Source organism: Sanguibacter sp. A247 (genome assembly GCF_052324925.1).
In the GTDB taxonomy this organism is placed as follows: Bacteria; Actinomycetota; Actinomycetes; order Actinomycetales; family Cellulomonadaceae; genus Flavimobilis.
Genome location: NZ_JBQPRE010000001.1, coordinates 636,625 through 656,958, shown reverse-complemented (window position 1 = coordinate 656,958; position 20,334 = coordinate 636,625). Strand labels below are relative to the sequence as shown.

The following is a 20,334-nucleotide window of genomic DNA, read 5'->3' as shown; positions in this document are numbered from 1 at the left end:
GATGCCCGACGGTGCGGGCACAGTGTCCAACACTAACGACGCCGGTCCCACACTGTCAAAGGACCGGAGCATTCCCGCCGTGTGATCCCGCGCACCGTCGGGCGACCGCGGGATCGCGACTCGCCGCGCAGCTCGCTCGGAACAGACCGAGGGACCCGCCGCATCCGCGACGGGCCCCTCGGGTACAAGCTGACTCAGAGACTCACTGGAAGTCGCCGAAGTCGATCTCGTCGAGCGGGATGGCATCTCCCGAGCCCAGGCCGAGCGTCGGGAAATCGATCTCGTCGTACCCGAAGCTCGGGTAGAGCTCGGCCTTCGCTGCCTCGGTCGGCTCGACCGTGACATCGCGGTAACGGGGCATGCCCGTACCGGCCGGGATGAGCTTACCGAGGATGACGTTCTCCTTGAGGCCGAGCAGCGGGTCGCGACGACCGCTCATCGCGGCCTCCGTGAGCACACGCGTCGTCTCCTGGAAGGACGCCGCCGAAAGCCACGACTCGGTCGCGAGCGAGGCCTTGGTGATACCCATGAGCTCGGGACGACCCGAGGCGGGGCGACCACCCTCAGCAACCGCAGCGCGGTTGGCGTCCTCAAAACGCGAACGCTCGGCGAGCTCACCCGGAAGCAGCGTCGTGTCGCCCGACTCGAGCACCGTCACGCGACGGAGCATCTGGCGGACGATGACCTCGATGTGCTTGTCGTGGATGTCCACGCCCTGCGAGCGGTAGACCTCCTGGACCTCGTCCACAAGGTGCTTCTGCGTCTGGCGCGGGCCAAGGATACGCAGGACCTTCTTCGGGTCGACCGCACCCTGGACGAGCTGCGCGCCAACCTCGACGTGCTCGCCGTCCGTGATGAGCAGGCGCGCACGCTTGGTCACCGGGTAGAGGATCTCCTCGCCACCGTCGTCCGGGGTGAGGACGAGGCGACGCGAACGGTCGGACTCGTCGATCGTGATGCGACCCGAGAACTCGGCGATGGGCGCCTCACCCTTGGGCGTACGCGCCTCGAAGAGCTCCGTCACACGGGGAAGACCCTGCGTGATGTCGTCGGCCGATGCCACACCACCGGTGTGGAAGGTACGCATGGTCAGCTGCGTACCAGGCTCACCGATGGACTGTGCGGCGATGATGCCGACCGCCTCACCGATGTCGACGAGCTTGCCGGTCGCGAGCGACCGTCCGTAGCACTTGGCGCACGTGCCCACGCGTGACTCGCACGTGAGGACCGAGCGAACCTTGAGGTCGCTCACGCCGGCCTCGAGGAGCGCGTCGATGAGCACGTCACCGACGTCCTCGCCGGCCTGGCCGACGACGACACCGCCGACCTCGACCGCAGACGCGAGCGTCCGCGAGTAGATCGAGGTCTCGACCTTCGAGTGCCGCGTGAACGAGCCATCGCGGCGCTTCTCGGCCACGGGGAGCGTGAGGCCACGCTCCGTGCCGCAGTCCTCCTCGCGCACGATGACGTCCTGGGAGACGTCGACGAGACGACGCGTGAGGTAGCCCGAGTCGGCGGTCCGGAGCGCCGTGTCGGCGAGACCCTTACGCGCACCGTGCGTCGCGATGAAGTACTCGACGACCGAGAGGCCCTCGCGGTAGTTCGACTTGATCGGGCGAGGGATGATCTCACCCTTCGGGTTCGCCACGAGGCCACGCATACCGGCGATCTGGCGGACCTGCATCCAGTTGCCTCGGGCACCGGATCCGACCATGCGGTAGACCGTGTTGCGCGCGCGGCTCTCGAAGTTCGTCCGCATCGCGGAGGCGACCTTGTCCGTGGCCTGGGTCCAGATCTCGATGAGCTCCTGGCGACGCTCGTCGTCAGTGATGAGGCCCTTCTCGTACTGGCCCTGAACGCGCAGCGCACGCTCTTCGTGCGCGTCGAGGATCTCGCGCTTGTCGTCCGGCGTCGTGACGTCGGAGATCGCGATCGTGACACCCGAACGGGTCGCCCAGCGGAAGCCGGCCGACTTGAGGGCGTCGAGCGACTCGGCGACCTCAGCCTTGGGGTACTTCTCCGCAAGCTCGTTGACGATCGCGGAGAGCTGCTTCTTGTCGACGACCCCGTTGACGTACGGGTAGTCGATCGGGAGCGTCTCGTTGAAGAGCGCGCGACCCAGCGTCGTCTCGACGAGGAGCGGCGCACCGGTCGTCCACCCCTCGGGAGCCTCGAAGCCCGCGGGAGCAACGAAGTCGCTCATGCGGATCTTCACGACCGCGTTGAGGTCGAGCGACTCCTGGTCGAACGCCATGATCGCCTCGGCGACCGAGGAGAACGCGCGACCCGCACCCTGAGCGTCCTCACGGTCCGACGTCAGGTGGTACAGACCGATGATCATGTCCTGCGAAGGCATGGTCACCGGACGGCCGTCCGACGGCTTGAGGATGTTGTTGCTCGAGAGCATGAGGATGCGCGCCTCGGCCTGGGCCTCGGCAGACAGCGGCAGGTGGACAGCCATCTGGTCACCGTCGAAGTCGGCGTTGAACGCCGCGCACACGAGCGGGTGCAGGTGGATGGCCTTGCCCTCGACCAGCTGGGGCTCGAACGCCTGGATGCCGAGGCGGTGCAGCGTGGGAGCACGGTTGAGCAGCACGGGGTGCTCGGTGATGACCTCTTCGAGGACGTCCCACACGACCGGGCGCGCACGCTCGACCATCCGCTTGGCGGACTTGATGTTCTGAGCGTGGTTGAGGTCGACGAGCCGCTTCATGACGAACGGCTTGAAGAGCTCGAGCGCCATCTGCTTCGGCAGGCCGCACTGGTGCAGCTTGAGCTGCGGGCCGACGACGATGACCGAACGGCCCGAGTAGTCGACACGCTTGCCGAGGAGGTTCTGGCGGAACCGACCCTGCTTGCCCTTGAGCATGTCCGAGATGGACTTGAGCGGGCGGTTGCCGGGGCCCGTGACGGGACGGCCGCGACGGCCGTTGTCGAAGAGCGAGTCCACGGCCTCCTGAAGCATGCGCTTCTCGTTGTTGACGATGATCTCGGGCGCGCCGAGGTCAAGGAGTCGCTTGAGGCGGTTGTTGCGGTTGATCACGCGGCGGTACAGGTCGTTGAGGTCCGACGTCGCGAAACGTCCACCATCGAGCTGGACCATGGGGCGCAGGTCCGGCGGGATGACCGGGACAGCGTCCAGGACCATGGCCGACGGATGGTTCGTCGTCGTCAGGAAGGCGTTGACGACCTTGAGACGCTTGAGCGCGCGGGTCTTCTTCTGGCCCTTGCCGGTCGCGATGATCTCGCGAAGCGACTCGGCCTCGGCCACGAGGTCGAAGTCCTGCAGGCGCTTCTGGATCGCCGCAGCGCCCATGGAACCCTCGAAGTAGTTGCCGTACCGGTCCGCGAGGGAACGGTAGAGCATCTCGTCGCCGAGAAGGTCGCCGACCTTGAGGCTCTTGAACTTGTCCCAGACCTCGTCGAGACGGTCGAGCTCCGCGTCAGCACGCTTGCGCAGCTGAGCCATCTCGCGCTCGGCCGAGTCGCGCACCTTGCGGCGGGCGTCGGCACGAGCGCCCTCGGCCTCGAGCGTCGCGAGGTCACCCTCGAGTCGCTGGGCACGGGTCTCGATCTCGCTGTCGCGGCGGTCCGTGATCTCCTTCTTCTCCAGGTCGATCTCGTTCTGGAGGTTGGGGAGGTCCTCGTTGCGACCGTCGGCGTCGACCGACGTGATCATGTAAGCCGCGAAGTAGATGACCTTCTCGAGGTCCTTCGGGGCGATGTCGAGCAGGTAGCCGAGGCGCGAGGGCACACCCTTGAAGAACCAGATGTGCGTGACGGGCGCAGCGAGCTCGATGTGGCCCATGCGCTCACGACGCACCTTCGAGCGCGTCACCTCGACGCCGCAGCGCTCACAGATGATGCCCTTGAAGCGCACGCGCTTGTACTTGCCGCAGTAGCACTCCCAGTCCCGGGTGGGGCCGAAGATCTTCTCGCAGAAGAGTCCGTCCTTCTCAGGCTTGAGGGTGCGGTAGTTGATGGTCTCGGGCTTCTTGACCTCACCGTGCGACCAGGCGCGGATGTCGTCCGCGGTCGCCAGTCCGATACGCAGCTCGTCGAAGACGTTGACGTCGAGCAAGGTGTCCTACTTCCGTGGTCCGCCGGGACGGGCTTCCGTCCCGGCGTCAGTCTCGAAAAAGTCGTGTCAGGCTCGCGTGGCCCGCATCGTTTGCGGAGCGGGCCACGCGCCCGAGGTCAGATCTCGTCGATCGAGGCGGCCGCGTTGGGGCGGCGAGACAGGTCGATACCCAGCTCTTCCGCTGCGCGGTACACCTCGTCGTCGGACTCACGCATCTCGATCGAGACGCCGTCCGACGACAGCACTTCGACGTTGAGGCAGAGCGACTGCATCTCCTTGAGGAGGACCTTGAAGGACTCCGGGATGCCCGAGTCGGGGATGTTCTCGCCCTTGACGATCGCCTCGTAGACCTTGACACGGCCCGGGACGTCGTCCGACTTGATGGTGAGGAGCTCCTGGAGGGTGTACGCGGCGCCGTATGCCTCGAGCGCCCACACCTCCATCTCGCCGAAGCGCTGTCCACCGAACTGCGCCTTACCACCGAGCGGCTGCTGCGTGATCATCGAGTACGGACCCGTGGACCGCGCGTGGATCTTGTCGTCAACGAGGTGGTGGAGCTTGAGGATGTACATGTAGCCGACGGAGACGGGCTCCGGGAACGGCTCGCCCGAGCGTCCGTCGAAGAGACGCGCCTTGCCGTCGCCGCCGACCATGCGGTCACCGTCGCGGTTCGGGATCGTCGCACCGAGGAGACCCGTGAGGCCCTCCTCTTCGAGACCGTCGAAGACGGGCGTCGCGAGCGGACGACCAGCGTCGGAGGCGAGCGCCGTCTCGGGGAGCGTCTTGAGCCACTCGAGGTCACCCTCGGCCAGCTTGACGTCGTAACCCTGCGAAGCAATCCAGCCGAGGTGCACCTCGAGAACCTGGCCGACGTTCATACGGCCGGGAACACCCATGGGGTTGAGGATGATGTCGACGGGCGTGCCGTCCGGGAGGAAGGGCATGTCCTCGACAGGCAGGATCGTCGAGATGACGCCCTTGTTGCCGTGACGGCCGGCGAGCTTGTCACCCGCGGTGATCTTGCGTCGCTGCGCGATGTACACGCGCACGAGCTCGTTGACGCCGGCGGGCAGCTCGTCGCCATCCTCGCGACGGAACTCCTTGACGCCGATGACCGTGCCGGACTCGCCGTGAGGAACCTTGAGCGACGTGTCGCGAACCTCGCGCGCCTTCTCACCGAAGATCGCACGGAGCAGACGCTCCTCCGGAGTCAGCTCGGTCTCGCCCTTGGGCGTGACCTTGCCGACGAGCACGTCGCCTGCGCCGACCTCGGCACCGATGCGGATGATGCCCCGCTCGTCGAGGTCTGCGAGGACCTCTTCGGAGACGTTGGGGATGTCGCGCGTGATCTCTTCCGGACCGAGCTTCGTGTCACGGGCATCGATCTCGTGCTCCTCGATGTGGATCGAGGAGAGGATGTCGTCCTGGACGAGGCGCTGCGACAGGATGATCGCGTCCTCGTAGTTGTGGCCTTCCCACGACATGAACGCCACGAGGAGGTTGCGTCCGAGCGCGAGCTCGCCGCCGTCGGTCGCCGGGCCGTCGGCGAGGACGGAACCGACCTCGACGCGCTGACCCTCGTCGACCAGCACACGCTGGTTGTAGGACGTGCCCTGGTTCGAGCGACGGAACTTCGACGCACGGTAGTTCGTCGTCGTGCCGTCGTCGTTCGCGACGACGACGAGGTCCGCGGAGACCTCGGTGACGACACCCGGACGCGTCGCGACGATGACGTCGCCGGCGTCGACCGCTGCGCGCCACTCCATACCCGTTCCGACGAGCGGAGCCTCGGAGCGGACGAGCGGCACGGCCTGGCGCTGCATGTTCGCACCCATGAGTGCGCGGTTTGCGTCGTCGTGCTCGAGGAACGGGATGAGTGCCGTTGCGATCGAGACCATCTGGCGCGGCGAGACGTCCATGTAGTCGACGTCGCCACGAGGGGCGAGGTCGACCTCGCCACCCTTCATACGCACGGTGACGCGAGAGTCGACGAACGCACCCTCACCCGTGAGCGGCTGGTTGGCCTGGGCGATGATGTGCCGGTCCTCGTCGTCAGCCGTGAGGTACTCGACGTCGTCGGTGACGAGACCGTCGACGACCTTGCGGTACGGCGTCTCGATGAACCCGAACGGGTTGATGCGGCCGAACGACGCGAGCGAACCGATGAGGCCGATGTTCGGGCCTTCAGGGGTCTCGATGGGGCACATGCGGCCGTAGTGCGACGGGTGAACGTCACGGACCTCCATGCCGGCGCGGTCACGCGAGAGGCCACCCGGGCCCAGCGCCGAGAGACGACGCTTGTGGGTCAGGCCCGCGAGCGGGTTGTTCTGGTCCATGAACTGCGAGAGCTGCGACGTCCCGAAGAACTCCTTGATGGAGGCCACGACGGGGCGGATGTTGATGAGCGTCTGCGGCGTGATCGCCTCGACGTCCTGCGTCGTCATGCGCTCACGCACGACGCGCTCCATACGCGAGAGGCCCGTGCGGACCTGGTTCTGGATGAGCTCGCCGACCGCGCGGATACGGCGGTTGCCGAAGTGGTCGATGTCATCGGTCTCGACGCGCACGTCGACGACCTCGCCATCGCGCACACCGGCGATCTCAGCCTTGTCGGCGTGGAGCGCCGCGAGGTACTTGATCGTCGCAACGATGTCCGCCACCTCGAGCACGGAGGCCTCGAGGCCCGCGTCGCGACCCAGCTTCTTGTTGAGCTTGTAGCGACCGACCTTGGCGAGGTCGTAGCGCTTGTCGTTGAAGTAGAAGTTGTCGAGCAGGCTGCGCCCGGCCTCGACCGTCGGCGGCTCACCCGGACGGATCTTGCGGTAGAGGTCGACGAGAGACTCGTCCTGCGTCTGGACCGTGTCCTTGTCGAGCGTGTCGAGAACCGCGGGGAAGTCAGCGAACTCTTCGCGGATCTCGGACTCCGTGAGGCCGAGGGCCTTGAGGAGGACAGTGACCGACTGCTTGCGCTTGCGGTCGACGCGGACGCCGACGGCGTCACGCTTGTCGATCTCGAACTCGAGCCACGCGCCACGCGACGGGATGATCTTCGCCGAGAAGATGTCCTTGTCCGAGGTCTTGTCAGGCGTGCGCTCGAAGTAGACGCCGGGCGAGCGGACGAGCTGGGAGACGACGACGCGCTCGGTGCCGTTGATGATGAAGGTGCCGCGCTCCGTCATGAGCGGGAAGTCGCCCATGAAGACCGTCTGGCTCTTGATCTCGCCCGTGCCGGAGTTGGTGAACTCCGCCGTGACGAACAACGGGGCGGCGTAGGTGAAGTCCTTCTCCTTGCACTCGTCGGCCGAGTGCTTCGGCGGCTCGAACCGGTGGTTCGAGAACGCGAGCTCCATGGTCTCGCCGAAGTCCTGGATCGGGGAGATCTCCTCGAAGATCTCCTCAAGACCCGACTTGCCGGGGACGTCGCGACGTCCGGCCTCCTGCGCGGCAGCGACACGCGCCTGCCACTTCTCGTTCCCGAGGAGCCAGTCGAAGCTCTCGGTCTGGAGCCCGAGGAGGTCCGGGACCTCAAGGGGCTCGTAGATCCGGGCGAAGGAGAGACGCGGCGACGCGGTGCGAGTCGCGATCGCGTCAGCGGACGGTGCAGAAGGGGTGCGCGAGGCAGCCAAGAGGGGTCCTTCCCTGCGGTTCGAGTGCACGCTGTGCGCCTCGTGGCCTGGGCCTGGCGGCTCTCGACCCGTGCGCACCGCGGCCGACGGTCGACGACCGGGGGCGGGCTTGCAGGGGCTCGATGGCAGGCAGGACGTCAGGACACACGTCAGCGCAAAGCGCTAGCATAATGCTGGATGGTCGCGCACGGCAACCACCCTGGTCAGATGTGGCGAACCACACTTTTTCCCGAGCGCAGGCGATGGTCCGGGGACCATCCCGATGCACTCGGGCGACAACCCCGTGAGGGGTTCGAACTCGTCCTCACACGCCCGCCATCTGATGCGTGAGCACGCCTGTGTGCACGGGGCACACAGGCTGAGGTTCAACATTAGCACCCGTGTCAAGGATGGGAACGACGAAGGCCCGGCGCGCGCACAGCGCACGCCGGGCCCTCGCAGCCGTCAGCGGGGATCGAGATCCGTCTTGGCCGGCTGCATCACGACAGTCCATGACGTGACGTCGTCGTAGACAGACACAGGGACCTGGTTGCGCACGTCACCCGCGGTGCCGCCACCGACGGGAAGCTCGAGCTGGCGAGTCTCCCCCTGGTCGAGCGGATCGATCCGCGCCGACGCCTTCGTGATGACCGCCCCGTCGGAGTCGAGACCGAGGACGTGGACCATGTCCTTCGAGACGCCCTTGCGATCGGGCATCCCGCCCTGGACGCCGTTGAGCGTGATCGACACGGGCAGAACCGCCTTCGCCCCCTCGCCGGAGACGTCACCGACCTCGGTCGCGAGGTCGTAATAGTCGAGATACGCGCTGCGAGTGACCAGGTTGATCGATGGGGTGACCTTCGCCTTCGTCGTCGCGTCCTTCGTGTCACCGCTGAACTTCACGAACTCCTCGAGGTCGAACGCCTGGAAGGTGTAGGACTGTCCGGGCAACAGCGGAACCGTGAGGTCCTCGTTGCCTGTCGCCGCTCCCTCGACCGCCGCATCGAGCCAGACCCCGAACGTGCACGGGACGTCCATCGTGTTCGTGAGCGTCACCGGGATGTAGTGCCGCCACGTCCGGTCCATCGCGTCCGCCCACTCGTCGTTCGCCGCGGAGATCTTCCCGAAGCTCGCCTCGAGGTCGCCCTCGTCGGCGTCCCCTGCAGCGCACCACTGGCTTGCATCGATCGTCGGCTCGAACGTCGTCGGCTCTGCCGACGGAGTGGTCGGCGCCGACGTCGTCGCAGGAGGCGGTGTCGGCGGTGCGGCGGTCGGGTCAGGATCGCCCCCGCCGGTGCACCCTGCGAGCGCCGCAGCGCACGCACCGGCCACGAGCACAGTTCTCAAGCTCTTCACGTCCATACGCTCCTGTCGTTCGGCCTGGGTTCGGTGACAGTAACCAGCGCGACGGAGTGTCGCAACAGGTCACCGTGCTCAGCGGCGGTGCTCCACGACGACGAACGATGCCTCACCGATCTTGACCCGCGAACCTTGACGCAAGGTCCGAGGCTCGAGCGGGACGATCTTCTCGCCGTCGACCTCGACGCCGTTGGTCGACGCGTTGTCGATGACCGAGCAGACACCGGCATCGACCTGGAGGATCGCGTGCTGCTTGCTCACGAGGTCGTCCGAGATCGCGATGTCGACGCGGGCGCGGCGTCGGCCCACGACCGTGATCGGCTTGTCGAGCCACGTCGTCACCCCCGTCGCGTCGTCCCGGAGACCGAAGAGCACGTAGGGCGACGGCGGAAGCGGCTGCCCGGGCGGGCCCGCGTAACGCGGGTCGGGCGCGTGAGCGGTCTCAACACCCGGGGGCTGCCCCGGAACGGACATGCCCTGCTGGGCACCGGGTGGCGCGGGGACCGCACCGTGCGGGTCGACCCCCGGCGCCGGATACCCGGCCGCGGGAGTCGCGGGCGCACCCGTTCCCGCCTGCGGGTATCCGTAACCCGCACCTGTCGCGTCCGCACCGTACTGCCCGAGCGCTCCTGCCCCCGGATGCGCATGCTGCGGGCTGTTCTCGTGCACCGGCGCTCCCGGTACGGGGGGCAGCGCGTGCGCCTGATGCTGCGCCTGCGCCTGCGCGTGAGCCTGCGCCTGCGCCTGGACCGCGTCCGCTGCATCCTTCGCGTCGGCGCGGGCCTTGCGCTGACGGTCGTACCGCTCCTTGTTCTCCTTCGTGTAGTGCTGCAGAAGGTAGAAGAGCGTGATCTGCTCCTCGTCGTCCTCGTTCTTCCGCACCCCCGTCACGGCGGGACGGGGGGACGGGGCAGGAGCAGCGCCGCCCGGGACGCTGAACGCACCCGGGTGGTCGGCGACGCGCACGGGGACCGCCGGGGAGGGAACCTCGCTGCCCGGCGTCACGTGAACACCGTGCACCGGTGCTGGCTCAGCCGGCGGAGCCTGCCGGTGGGCGGCCGCGTCCCCCGTGAGCCGCGTCGCCCGCAGGAGACGTGAGAGCCGCGACAGGTCACGCGCGTCGGAGCCACCGAGCACGTTGATGAGGTCGCTCACGTACGTCGTGTCGTCACGCTGGTCGTAACGGACGTTGAAGATCACCTTCTTGAAGAAGGTCACCGGGTCACCGTGGCTGACCCCCTCGACCGGGACGCAGACCATCGTCACGACCTTGCTCGCCGCGTCGACATAGACGTGCTCCGGGTCGTAGACCACCGACTCGACCGGGATCATGTGGCGTTCGACCGCGAGGACCGCCTCAACCATGCCGTCGAGGATCCACAGCACGTCGTCCTTGCGCTGCTGCTGGTCGAGCGTCCGCGCCAGCGCGGTCCCCGTGACCCCGAAGGCGAGCGTCACACGGTCGTCGAGCTGCGAGCGCGACACGCGCGCGATCCCGGGAATGGGGTTGTGAGCAAGCATGCCCCACGACACGGCGTCGACCGAGGCGCCCGGAGCGAGCTCTAGCTCGAGGCGTCCGCCGCCGCCGACCTCGGTGTACTCGAACGTCGTCACTGGAACCTCACTAGCTCAAGCAGCCGCCACCCGGGCGTCGCCTCGAGCGAGGGCGTCGTGGGCTGGTCGGCTGGGGTGGTCGGGGTGGCAGTCGCGTCGCCGGGGGCGACGGGAGCGAGCGGCGTCGACGCAGCGGGGTCGGGCGTCGTCGGCGTGTTCGGGGCCGTCGTCGAGGCCGGGGCCGTCGTCGGGGCCGGGGCCGGTGCGGTCGTCGTCGCGGGAGCTGGAGTGCTCGGGGTCGCCGGCGACCCGAGGTCGAGCATCGCCGCCGGAGTCGTTGCGTTGTCCGTGAGGACGAGCGCAGTGCCCTTCGCGCTGAAGCGGGTTGCATCGCGGAACGTCGCGGGGATCACCAGGTCACCCGCCGGACTCACATAGCCCCACAGTCCGCCCGTGCGCACAGCCGCGAGCCCGTTCGCGAACGAGCGCGCGTCCTCGTAGGCCGGTTCGATGACGACCGCGCCGCTCGCGTCGACGAAGCCCCAGAGACCGCCGATCTGGACGGCTGCTGGACCCGACGTGTCGAACGGGCGCGCGTTCTCGTAAAGACCGTCGCCGATGCGCGCGCCCTTGGTGTCGAAGAGCTGGAAGGACGAGCCGACCTTGGCGAAGTAGCGGTCCTGACCGACGAGGATGCGCGACTCATCGATCGCGAGGGCTGCGTAGCCCGAACCGACGCTCTCTCCCGCGCGGTTGAGCACCGACCATGTCCCGCCCTGCAGTGCGCCCGCGAGACCCCCGACGAATGCGGTCACGGCTTCATACCGGGTCTCGCCGAACGCGGGTCGGAAGGCGTCCGTGAGGAACGTCGCCGTTCCGTCGGGCAGCGTGGCGTCGAAGAGTCCGTCGACGTACAGCCCATAGCTCGAATAGCCCGCACGGGTCGCGACGTAGGAGGTCTTGGCCTTGTCGTCGACGAACTGCGGCAGCCCTTCACTGATGACGGCACGTTGTCCCGCCCAGTACGGGCTCACAGCCTCGTAGCGCCCGTCGAGCGTCGTGCCCTCTGCGTCGACGTACGCCCACTCCTTGCCGTCGTGGACGATCCCGATGTCGAAGCGTGTAAACGGCGACGCGTCCGGGTAGGGCTGCGGCGCGATCGTGTAGCGATAGGCGATCGCCTCACGCGTGCTGGTGAGAGTTGCTGAGGTGACCTCACGCGCCGCCGCCGCCTCGAGCACCGCATAGGCGTCCGACCACTTCTCCTCCTTCGCGTGCGCGGCAGCGAGCAGCTCATACCCCTCAGCACGCTCGGGGTAGGTCGCCACGAGCTTCTCGAGCTCGTCGACGTACATGTCCTGCGGCGCGTTGTCGCGCATGTACGTGACGAACTCCTCCGCGAGGTCGAAGCTCGGTCGCAGTGCGAGCGCGGCCCGCATCTGCTCCTGGACCTCACGCGTCGCGCCGATCTCGGCCGCGGCACGGCCCGCAGCGACACGCTTCTCATACTGGTCCGCGAGCGCGGTGTTGCCCCGTGCCAGCGAGAACCACCCGCCTGCCAAGGCGACACAGAGAATGACGAGAGTGAGCACACGGTAAGACTTCACTCAGAGAGCTCCCCTGATCGAGACGAGAACAACGGCAAGAGCCGTCCCCAGCGCGATGGACGGCACCATCGCGAATGAATCCTTGCGCGTCTTGCGCTTGGAAGCCATCGCAACCACCGCGACGACAAACGAGACGAGGAGCGACGCGAAGATCGACGCAAGCGCGAGCTGCGTGCCCAGGAACAAGGTCATGACACCGAAGAGCTTGATGTCTCCCATGCCGATCCCGCCCTTGTTGAGCATCCGCACCATGATGAAGAAGATCACGACGACGACCGCCGTGATGAGCTCGGCGCGGATCATGTCGCCCACGATCTCGCGGTGCGCCACGGCTTCCCACACGTAGATGACAACCCGTGCCCCGAGCAGCGCGATCAGTGCCTCGTTCGGGACGACGTGCTCGCGCTGATCCGTGAGCGCAAGCGGTGCGAGCGCCGAGAGCATGAGGGCAAGACGGACCTGGTAGGTGGGCTCGAGGCCAGCGGCCTGCCACGCGAGAGCGGTTCCCACAACGACAACGACGCTCGCGGGGATGATCCACCAGTCAGCACGCGGTCGGGCAAGCACGGCGAGGGCATCGCGACGTCCGTGGATCGTGCCACCCCGGACACCGAGGTAGAGGAGCCAGGCGCACGACGAGACGAGGGCGACCGCGCCTGCGATCGCCACGAGAACAGCGTCCGTCATTCGTTACCGCCCCAGACCCCGGTCTCCGCGTGTGCACGCATGTCGACCGTGATGTCCCAGAAGAAGAGCACGCGGAGCGTGTACTCGGCATCGAGAACGACCCGTTCGTCGTCGACCGAGGTGTCAGCGGTGAGGTCGACGCCATTCGCTCCCCCGACGACGCCCATCGCCGCGAGGCTTGCGTCTGACCCGCTCAGGTGCTTGTTGAGAAGAGTCTTCGCGCCGGCGCGCGCGTCCCCGTTGAACGCTTGGGACAGCGGGTTCTCGGAGCCGTTCGTGCCGAAGGCGTCACCCGAGCCACCCAGGCCGCGGGAGAAGTCGTCGAGCGCTTGCTTGACCGCATCGACGTCGGCACCGAGCGTTGTCGTGCGGACATAGCGGTACTGCGAGATCTCCATCGCAGTCTGGTTGAGTGCGACCGTCACCTGCGCCTGAGCGATCGCCCAGGACGAGATCGACAGGATGATGAGCATGAACGCGACGTACAGCGGGAGAGCAACAGCAGCTTCCACGATGAGATAGCCCTCGTCATGGCGCGCGCGCTTGCGCGGCAGGATGCGCATCAGAAGCCCCCCACCGTCGTCAGCCGCTTGCGACCGGAATCACCGTCGAAGAGCTTGCCGCCCGCGTCGTAGCTGAAGAAAGAACTGACGAGCGGAGTCATCTGGTACTCCGAGGAGACCGTGAAGGCCGTGACAGCCTTGTCGAGGCTGAAGTCGGCGTGGCCCGCGTAGCCCATGTTGAACTGAACGACGTTGCCGGCCCGCTTGACCACGCCATCCTCGTCGACAAACGCCGTGACGATGAGGAAGATCTGCAGGTAGTTCTTGTAGGAGAGCTCGGGTCCTTCCTTGCCGCCCGTCCCACCATCGCCGGGTCCGCCCGGCCCGCCAGGGCCACCCGGGCCGTCCGGGGCACCACCGCCGGTCGGCAAGGCGTCGTCGACGAGCTGGCCGAGAACGCTTGACGGGTCGAGCATCGACAGGCGCGGCGAGTAGAGCGGAACCTTCTCACCCTTGTTGAGTCGCGTGAGGTCATCGACCGATTGCATGACGGCGGCGAGGACGGGCACGACGAACGCGAGCGCCGTTCCGACGAGCGGGATAGCCGAGATGGCTGCGCGAATCGCCGTGACGACGGGGTCACGGAACGCCGTGATGAGGTTCACCGCGAGTCGAACGACGAAGATCAAGCCGTAGGTACCGACCGCCGAGTTCATTCCTGTGAGGACGTACTCGGCCTCGACGGCGCACGCCTTGTCCTTGCACGAGGCGGGGAAGGGCTCAGCCGTCAGGCGCTTCTGATCCGGGTTCTCGTGCACGACCGTCGAGTACGTGAACTGACCGACGACGTACTCGGTGATGAGCGCAGCATCGCGAACGTTCTCGAGCACCTCGCCGATCTTCGTCAGCACGTTGATGATGCCGCCGATCGCGTCATCGCTCGAGGACGCAAGGTCGTCCTTGTCGGAGACCGTGCCCAGATCGCTTCCGGCGTCGGTGTCCGTGAACGCGCCGCCACCACCTTCGGACAGCTCAGCGGAGGCGGTCTTGTCCTTGAGGTCGTTGAAGAGCTCGGTGTAGGCACCCCACTTGTCTGACAAGGCCTCGAAGAACTTCTTGAGCATCGACAGGCCACCCTCGCCGACCTCCTCCTTGAGGAGCCCGCCGAGCAGATCCTTGGCGTCGTCGAACGCCTTGCGCACCTGGTCGCGGACGAAGTTCTCGACCTCGTTGCTGATCTCGGTGCGAAGGTCCGCGACCGCCTGATCAAAGTCCGCCTTGATGCTCTGGACCAGTGCGTCGATCGCCTCGGGCGACGAGGCGTCCTCGACCCCCGCGAGGTAGTCGTCGAGGTAGTCCTGACCGAAGGACTTCAGCCGGTCGTAGCTCGTGATCCGCGTGAAGTCCGGGAGCTTGAGCTTGAGCGACTCCTCGAAGTTCGTGATGAAGCCGTCGACCCTGGTCTTCAGGTCGTCCATCACCTGATCCGAGAACCCGGCGATGGCTTCCTCGAGAGCCGTGATGAGCTCCTCCGTGGCCGTGATGTCGGAACGGGCACCTTGGACGTCCTCGTCGCTGGCTCCGGCCGACACCTCCTGCTCGTGTGCGCCGATCGCACTCTCGAGGTCGGTCGTCGCCGACCCCTTGAGGTCATTGATCGCGTCGACGAGGTCGCTCGGATCGATGTCTCGGGCAAGCATCGTGAACGTCGTCAGTCCGGACTTGAGGTTCGAATACGTGTCGACGACCCGTTTGAGGCCCGCGGAGACCCGCTCCTTGTCCGCGTTCGAGATCTCCTCACCCGCCTGCTCCTTGAGCAAGAGCTCGAAGGCGTCGCGATAGATGTCGACGATGTCGGGATCCCCGTTGAGGAGGCTCACCATGGCGTCGATGTCGACGAGGAGGACGTCGATCTGCTTGAGCGTCGCGTCGACCTTCTTCATGAGGTCGGTCGCTTCTTCGACGACCTTCGCCACCTTGGAGAGGTACTTGATGCGCGCTCGCACCATCTCCATGTTCGTCTTGATCGTCTTGAGCCACTCGAGCGAGTCCATGAGCTCGCCCATGAAGTTGATCGGCGCTCGGTACTTCATGAACTCGACCATCTGATTGGCGAGCACCTTCGGCTGAGCGAGGCTCGCATTCGCGACGGGCGTCACCGTCGTCGCACCCGAGATGCCCACCTGGAGAATGTCCCCGCCTGCGCCCCCGCCGTCGAGAGAGGCCTTGAGGATCGCGTCGGCACTCGCCGACAGGCCCTCGTTCTCGATGACCGCAAGGAGCCCGAACATCTTGTTGAGATCCGCGTGGTGCTGAGCGAGGGTGTTGTTGAGGGCCAGCTGCTCTGCTGACCGCACCACCGTCCGTGAGAGGTGGCCACGGCCACCGTCCACGAACACGCCAGCAATGACGAACATGGGCACGAGCATCAGGGTGAGGATGACGGTAACCGACCCGTGCTCGCCGTCCTGCTTACGGAAGCGCATGACGGCGCCTCTCCCTTCGGTGGTCAGCCCCCGGTGACGAAGCTGATGAAGTCATTGACCGCAGTCGCAAGATCCTTGATCGCGGACCGCTCTTCCTCGAACTCGGAGTAGACATCGTCGACGAAGTCGACGTTCCTGACGAACTCACCCATCGAGGTGACGGTGCTGATGGACTGAGCCGAGAAGTCGACGCCGATCTTTCCCTCGGGATAGATGAAGGAGGCGACCGGCAGCTGGAAGCCGTAGTCCGCAGTCACCGTGTAGTCCCCGTAGACGAGGCTCGACGTGTAGTCGACGTTGATCGAGCGAAGATCCGGTGCGAGGCCGAAGAAGCTGGCGCGCCCCCCGGCTACCTCTTCGGTCAACGACGCCTCGTTCTCGGCGGCCTTGGCGCCCGCGTTCGAGTCCGTTCCGCCGTTGGCGATGAAGCGATAGGGCTCGTTCTTGAGCGAGCCAAGATTGAGAGTGCCCGTGCCGGCCGCGTTGTCGACGCTGATGTTCTCGATCGCTGAGTTCCCGACCTCGGCAGCGCCTTCGATCGAGTACCGCAGCACCGCCGCCTCGATCCAGGAGCGCTGGTAGAACAGATCTCCCGCGTACAGCAAGAGAGCGAGGACTGCGAACACGACCGGGTAGATGAACGCGGCCTCGACGATGACGAGGCCGTTCTCGTCGCGTGCGGCAGACGCACCGCGCCGAGCGCCCCGGAGAACCTGACGCGCACGGAGGCGCCCCTGGTTCTCAGCCGGAGACACTCGGCGCGGTGAGCGGCGCATCAGCCGACGGAGCTGATGCCGCTGTTGATCTTGCCGAACATGGCCTCGAGCCAACCCTTGATCTGTCCCTGGAAGATGACGATGAGGGCGACTGCGAGGACGATCAGCAGAACGGTGGCCACGATGTTGACCTCGCCCTTCTCGTCACGAAGTGCGGCGACAAGACGGGCCGCCGCGGAGCGGACGGCAAGCTCGGTCCTGATAAGAGTGGTGGTCATGATGTTGCTTCTTCCTGTGTAGTGCGCCGCCCCCTACAGGCGCCGCTCCTGAGAACTACCCCGGAGGGCGAAGGGGACCTAGCGGTCGAGATCCGTGTAAGCAGGCTGAACTCGGATCTGCCAGTCGACGACCGAGTCATAGGCACTCAGCGGCATGAGATTGCGGTTGTACCCGTTGGAGTCACCGCCGCCGATGGCGAACTGCACCGTCTGCGTGCCCGGAACCTTGGGCTCGTCGATGGAGTTGCCCGTGATGGTGACGATCTTGCCGTCTGCGTCGAGCCCCTGAAGGTAGACGTAGTCGATCTTCGCGGACGGGAGCCGCTCCGGGACCCCGTCGCGAACTGCCTTGAAGTCGAGGTCGGCGCTGATGAGGGTCGACGCGCCGGAGCCCGAGCGGTCGCCCACCGCGACACTCACGTCGTAATAGTCGATGACGGGGGCCCGCTCGACCGAGGCCACCGAGGGCTCGACGGTCGAGGTCGTCGTCGCGTCCTGCGCGTCGGCACTGAACTTCACGACCTTGTCCAGGTCGAATGCCTGGGCGACGAACGTCTGACCGGCATCCAGCTGTGCGCTGACGACCTCGGTCGCGGCGCCCGCGGTCCCGTCGACCGCGAGGGTGACGTCGACCGTGTAGCGGCACGGCTTCTCCGTCTTGTTGGTCAGCGTGACCGGAATGTAGTGGCGCCACGTCAGGCCGAGGTCTGATGCCCACTCGTCCTTGGCCGCGGCAGGAGCGCCGAAGGTCACCTCGACCTCGCTCGCGTCCGCATCACCACCGACGCACCACGCAGCGTCCCCGCCCGAGGGCTCGGACGGCTGCTTCCCGGGCGAGGATGTTGTGCTGTTCCCGCCGGTCACAGGCGCAGGAGTCTCCCCGCCACCCGAGCAGGCAGCAAGCAACCCAGCAATCGAGACCGCGGCTACGGCCAACTTCCAACGCTTCACTAATCCCACACTCCAGTATCGGGAACGACGATGGTGACACTAACCAGCGGCTCCGACTGCCGCAACAGATAGCGGCTGAAACTCGGTCTCTCGCGGCCTGCCGACCTCCTGCGGTCGACAGCAGAGCCTGCGCTACCTAGCATTCACGCGTCACATCTCCCAGATCTCCAGAGGAATCATGCGGATCCAGCTCGCCGTGGTCGACACCGACACGACCTACCTCACGCGCCTCCAAGAGGGTGTCGCCGCCGCATATGCCGGTCGCGTCGAGCTCCTTGCCTTCACATCGCTCGAGAAGGCCCTCGAGTCCCTCGCCGAGACCCGGACGCACGTCCTGGTCGTCCACGAGTCCTTCCAGGTCGACCCCAGCGCACTTCCGGGGCGAGTCGAGCTCGCACACCTCGTCGACGCCCCCAACGTCGAGTCGGTGCGTGGGATCCGCGCCGTCCCCAAGTTCACTCCGATCGACGCGTTCTACCGTGCAATCGTCGAGCTGTATGACGCGGCATCCTCGACGATGCAGATCCGCAGCGGCCGCACGGGAGCGACGAGCCAGCTCGTCGTCGTCACGTCCCCCGCGGGCGGCGTCGGCACGACCTCCGCTGCCATCGCGCTCGCGCGCTCCCTGTCGATGCAGGCAACCCCCCAGCGCACGCTCTACATCTCGCTCGACCCGTGCGAGGACGTCTCCGCCCGCTTCGGGCTCACCGAGGCCAGCCACGGCACGTTCAGCGACATCGTCTACGCGGTCAAGCGCAGGCGCGGCAACCTCGGGCTGCAGCTGGAGCAGCACGCGTACCAGGACGCGTTCGGCACGTGCTTCTTTGCGTCGTCGCCCATCGCGACGGATGTCCTCGAGCTCGCGGACGACGATGTGTCGCTTCTCACGGACCACCTCGTCTCAAGCCCCTTCGACGCCGTCGTGCTCGACGTTCCCTTCGGCCTCGACGCACGCACCTTGCGCCTCTTCGACGCCGCGAGCCGCGTCGTGCTCGTGAGCGACGGGCGGCAGTCGTCCAACGACAAGATCACCCGCGCGCTCGCCGCTCTCGAGGTCGCCTCAGCCCAGCACGAGCTCACAGTGCTCCCCCACACCGGGCTGCTCTACAACCGCTACGGAGCAACCGGCTCCGCCCGGATCGACGACCTCCCCGTCACCGAGCTCGGTGGCATCAACCGTTTCGAAGGCGCGGGAGACGAACAGATCGTCAACGCCATCTACGCGTCGGGCCACCTCGAGCGCCTCGTCAAGGCGTCAGTCCAGTGACCCCCGAACGCACCGCTGAGGTCACCGAAGCCCTGCGGACCTACATCATCTCGAACGCCGAGCTCACGCGGCTCGACGACGATGCCCTCGAGCTCCACATCCGCGACGCCCTCGAGCAGCACATCGCAGGCGAGTACGTCTCCGTCTCGGAACGCGTGACGATCGTCCAGCAGGTCTACGGCTCGATCCGTGGCCTTGGGCTCCTCGACTCCCTGCTCTCCGACGAATCCGTGACCGAGGTCATGGTCAACGGACCGGACGCGATCTTCGTCGAGCGCAACGGACAGGTCCAGCAGGTCCCGGGCAGCTTCGAGAGCGCGCGGCGGCTCGAGGACATCATCCAGCGCATCGTGGGAACCGCGGGGCGCGAGGTCAACCAGGCCAACCCCATCGTCGACACACGTCTCAGCGACGGCTCACGCGTCAACGTCGTGCTCCCACCCGTGGCACTCGACGGACCCACGGTGACGATCCGTAAGTTCTCTCGCGACCCGATGACGATCCGCCGGCTCATCGGCTACGGGTCCCTCACCCAGGACGCGTCGGACTTCCTCGCGACCCTCGTGCGCAGCCGCTACAACGTCTTCATCAGCGGAGGCACAGGCTCAGGCAAGACGACGTTCCTCAACGCGCTGAGCAACTTCATCGGCAGCGACGAGCGCATCATCACGATCGAGGACTCCGCCGAGCTGCAGATCGACAATGTCGAGAACCTCGTGCGGCTCGAGACCCGTAACGCGAACGTCGCGGGCGTCGGCGAGATCTCGATGCGACAGCTCATCCGATCCTCCCTCCGTATGCGCCCCGAACGCATCGTCGTCGGTGAGGTTCGCGGGGCCGAAGCGCTCGACATGCTCCAGGCGATGAACACGGGCCACGACGGCTCGCTCTCGACCGGCCACGCCAACTCGACGCGCGACATGCTCAGCCGTCTCGAGACGATGGTTCTGCAGGCGTCCGCAACCCTGCCGCTCGAGGCCATCCGCCAGCAGATCGCGTCGGCGATCGACATCGTCGTCCACCTCTCGCGCCTTCGCGACCACTCCCGCCGCACGATGGAGATCGCCGAGGTGACGGGCTACCGCGACGGACAGATCCAGCTCAACACCCTCTACGAGTTCCGTGAGGACGAGTCCTCGACGTTCTCCCATGTCTCAGGGACTCTCGCACGCACCGACAATCCGATGGTCAACACAGACAAGCTGCGCCTGGCGGGGTTCCAGGACGAGTTCTGAGAGGC

13 protein-coding genes are annotated in these 20,334 nt (G+C 66.5%); 2 read left to right on the top strand and 11 right to left on the bottom strand.

The genetic code is table 11. The annotated features are described in order from the left end of the window. Positions 1-202: 202 nt before the first annotated feature. From ACTVCO_RS02880 to ACTVCO_RS02830, 11 genes are all read right to left on the bottom strand, one after another. On the bottom strand, positions 203-4,081 hold the full coding sequence (locus ACTVCO_RS02880; protein ID WP_443726873.1) for a DNA-directed RNA polymerase subunit beta': 3,879 nt from the start codon (positions 4,079-4,081) through the stop codon (positions 203-205). Positions 4,082-4,197: 116 nt separating this feature from the next. Then, positions 4,198-7,707, bottom strand: coding sequence for a DNA-directed RNA polymerase subunit beta (gene rpoB / locus ACTVCO_RS02875; protein ID WP_443726872.1), 3,510 nt, complete (start codon positions 7,705-7,707; stop codon positions 4,198-4,200). A 444-nt stretch (positions 7,708-8,151) separates the two neighbouring features. Beyond that, positions 8,152-9,042 carry a hypothetical protein gene (locus ACTVCO_RS02870; protein WP_443726871.1) on the bottom strand — a complete coding sequence of 297 codons (891 nt, stop codon included), beginning with the start codon at positions 9,040-9,042 and terminating at the stop codon, positions 8,152-8,154. Positions 9,043-9,120: 78 nt separating this feature from the next. Further along, on the bottom strand, positions 9,121-10,659 hold the full coding sequence (locus tag ACTVCO_RS02865; RefSeq protein WP_443726870.1) for an FHA domain-containing protein: 1,539 nt from the start codon (positions 10,657-10,659) through the stop codon (positions 9,121-9,123). Then, positions 10,656-12,206, bottom strand: coding sequence for a WG repeat-containing protein (locus tag ACTVCO_RS02860; RefSeq protein WP_443726869.1), 1,551 nt, complete (start codon positions 12,204-12,206; stop codon positions 10,656-10,658). The genes ACTVCO_RS02865 and ACTVCO_RS02860 overlap by 4 nt, the downstream gene beginning before the upstream one ends. After that, on the bottom strand, positions 12,207-12,875 hold the full coding sequence (locus tag ACTVCO_RS02855; RefSeq protein WP_443726868.1) for a prepilin peptidase: 669 nt from the start codon (positions 12,873-12,875) through the stop codon (positions 12,207-12,209). A gap of 14 nt (positions 12,876-12,889) precedes the next feature. Beyond that, positions 12,890-13,456: a TadE/TadG family type IV pilus assembly protein gene (locus ACTVCO_RS02850; RefSeq protein ID WP_443726867.1), complete on the bottom strand. Its 567-nt coding sequence runs from the start codon at positions 13,454-13,456 to the stop codon at positions 12,890-12,892. Then, on the bottom strand, positions 13,456-15,882 hold the full coding sequence (locus ACTVCO_RS02845) for a DUF5702 domain-containing protein (protein WP_443726866.1): 2,427 nt from the start codon (positions 15,880-15,882) through the stop codon (positions 13,456-13,458). Before ACTVCO_RS02845 ends, ACTVCO_RS02850 begins: the two co-directional genes overlap by 1 nt. Before the next feature lie 23 nt (positions 15,883-15,905). Beyond that, positions 15,906-16,658: a TadE/TadG family type IV pilus assembly protein gene (locus tag ACTVCO_RS02840; RefSeq protein WP_443726865.1), complete on the bottom strand. Its 753-nt coding sequence runs from the start codon at positions 16,656-16,658 to the stop codon at positions 15,906-15,908. Next, positions 16,658-16,876 (bottom strand): Flp1 family type IVb pilin, encoded by a 219-nt coding sequence (locus ACTVCO_RS02835; protein ID WP_443726864.1) that lies wholly within the window; start codon positions 16,874-16,876, stop codon positions 16,658-16,660. The genes ACTVCO_RS02840 and ACTVCO_RS02835 overlap by 1 nt, the downstream gene beginning before the upstream one ends. A 78-nt stretch (positions 16,877-16,954) precedes the next feature. Continuing rightward, complete coding sequence (locus ACTVCO_RS02830; RefSeq protein WP_443726863.1) at positions 16,955-17,740, bottom strand: hypothetical protein; 786 nt, start codon at positions 17,738-17,740, stop codon at positions 16,955-16,957. Between the two features lie 265 nt (positions 17,741-18,005). On the opposite strand from ACTVCO_RS02830, the gene ACTVCO_RS02825 reads away from it, so the two are divergent. Both ACTVCO_RS02825 and ACTVCO_RS02820 read left to right on the top strand, forming a co-directional pair. Beyond that, the gene (locus ACTVCO_RS02825; RefSeq protein WP_443726862.1) at positions 18,006-19,094 is read left to right on the top strand and encodes a hypothetical protein; all 1,089 of its coding nucleotides are present in this window, start codon (positions 18,006-18,008) and stop codon (positions 19,092-19,094) included. After that, positions 19,091-20,329, top strand: a complete 1,239-nt coding sequence (locus tag ACTVCO_RS02820; RefSeq protein WP_443726861.1) for a CpaF family protein — start codon at positions 19,091-19,093, stop codon at positions 20,327-20,329. The genes ACTVCO_RS02825 and ACTVCO_RS02820 overlap by 4 nt, the downstream gene beginning before the upstream one ends. Positions 20,330-20,334 lie beyond the last annotated feature (5 nt).

Bases quoted from the DNA above. Each gene is read 5' to 3' on its own strand.
- ACTVCO_RS02850 (WP_443726867.1), bottom strand. From the start codon at position 13,456: ATGCGCATCCTGCCGCGCAAGCGCGCGCGCCATGACGAGGGCTATCTC.
- ACTVCO_RS02845 (WP_443726866.1), bottom strand. From the start codon at position 15,882: ATGCGCTTCCGTAAGCAGGACGGCGAGCACGGGTCGGTTACCGTCATC.
- ACTVCO_RS02840 (WP_443726865.1), bottom strand. From the start codon at position 16,658: ATGCGCCGCTCACCGCGCCGAGTGTCTCCGGCTGAGAACCAGGGGCGC.
- ACTVCO_RS02835 (WP_443726864.1), bottom strand. From the start codon at position 16,876: ATGACCACCACTCTTATCAGGACCGAGCTTGCCGTCCGCTCCGCGGCG.
- ACTVCO_RS02825 (WP_443726862.1), top strand. From the start codon at position 18,006: ATGCGGATCCAGCTCGCCGTGGTCGACACCGACACGACCTACCTCACG.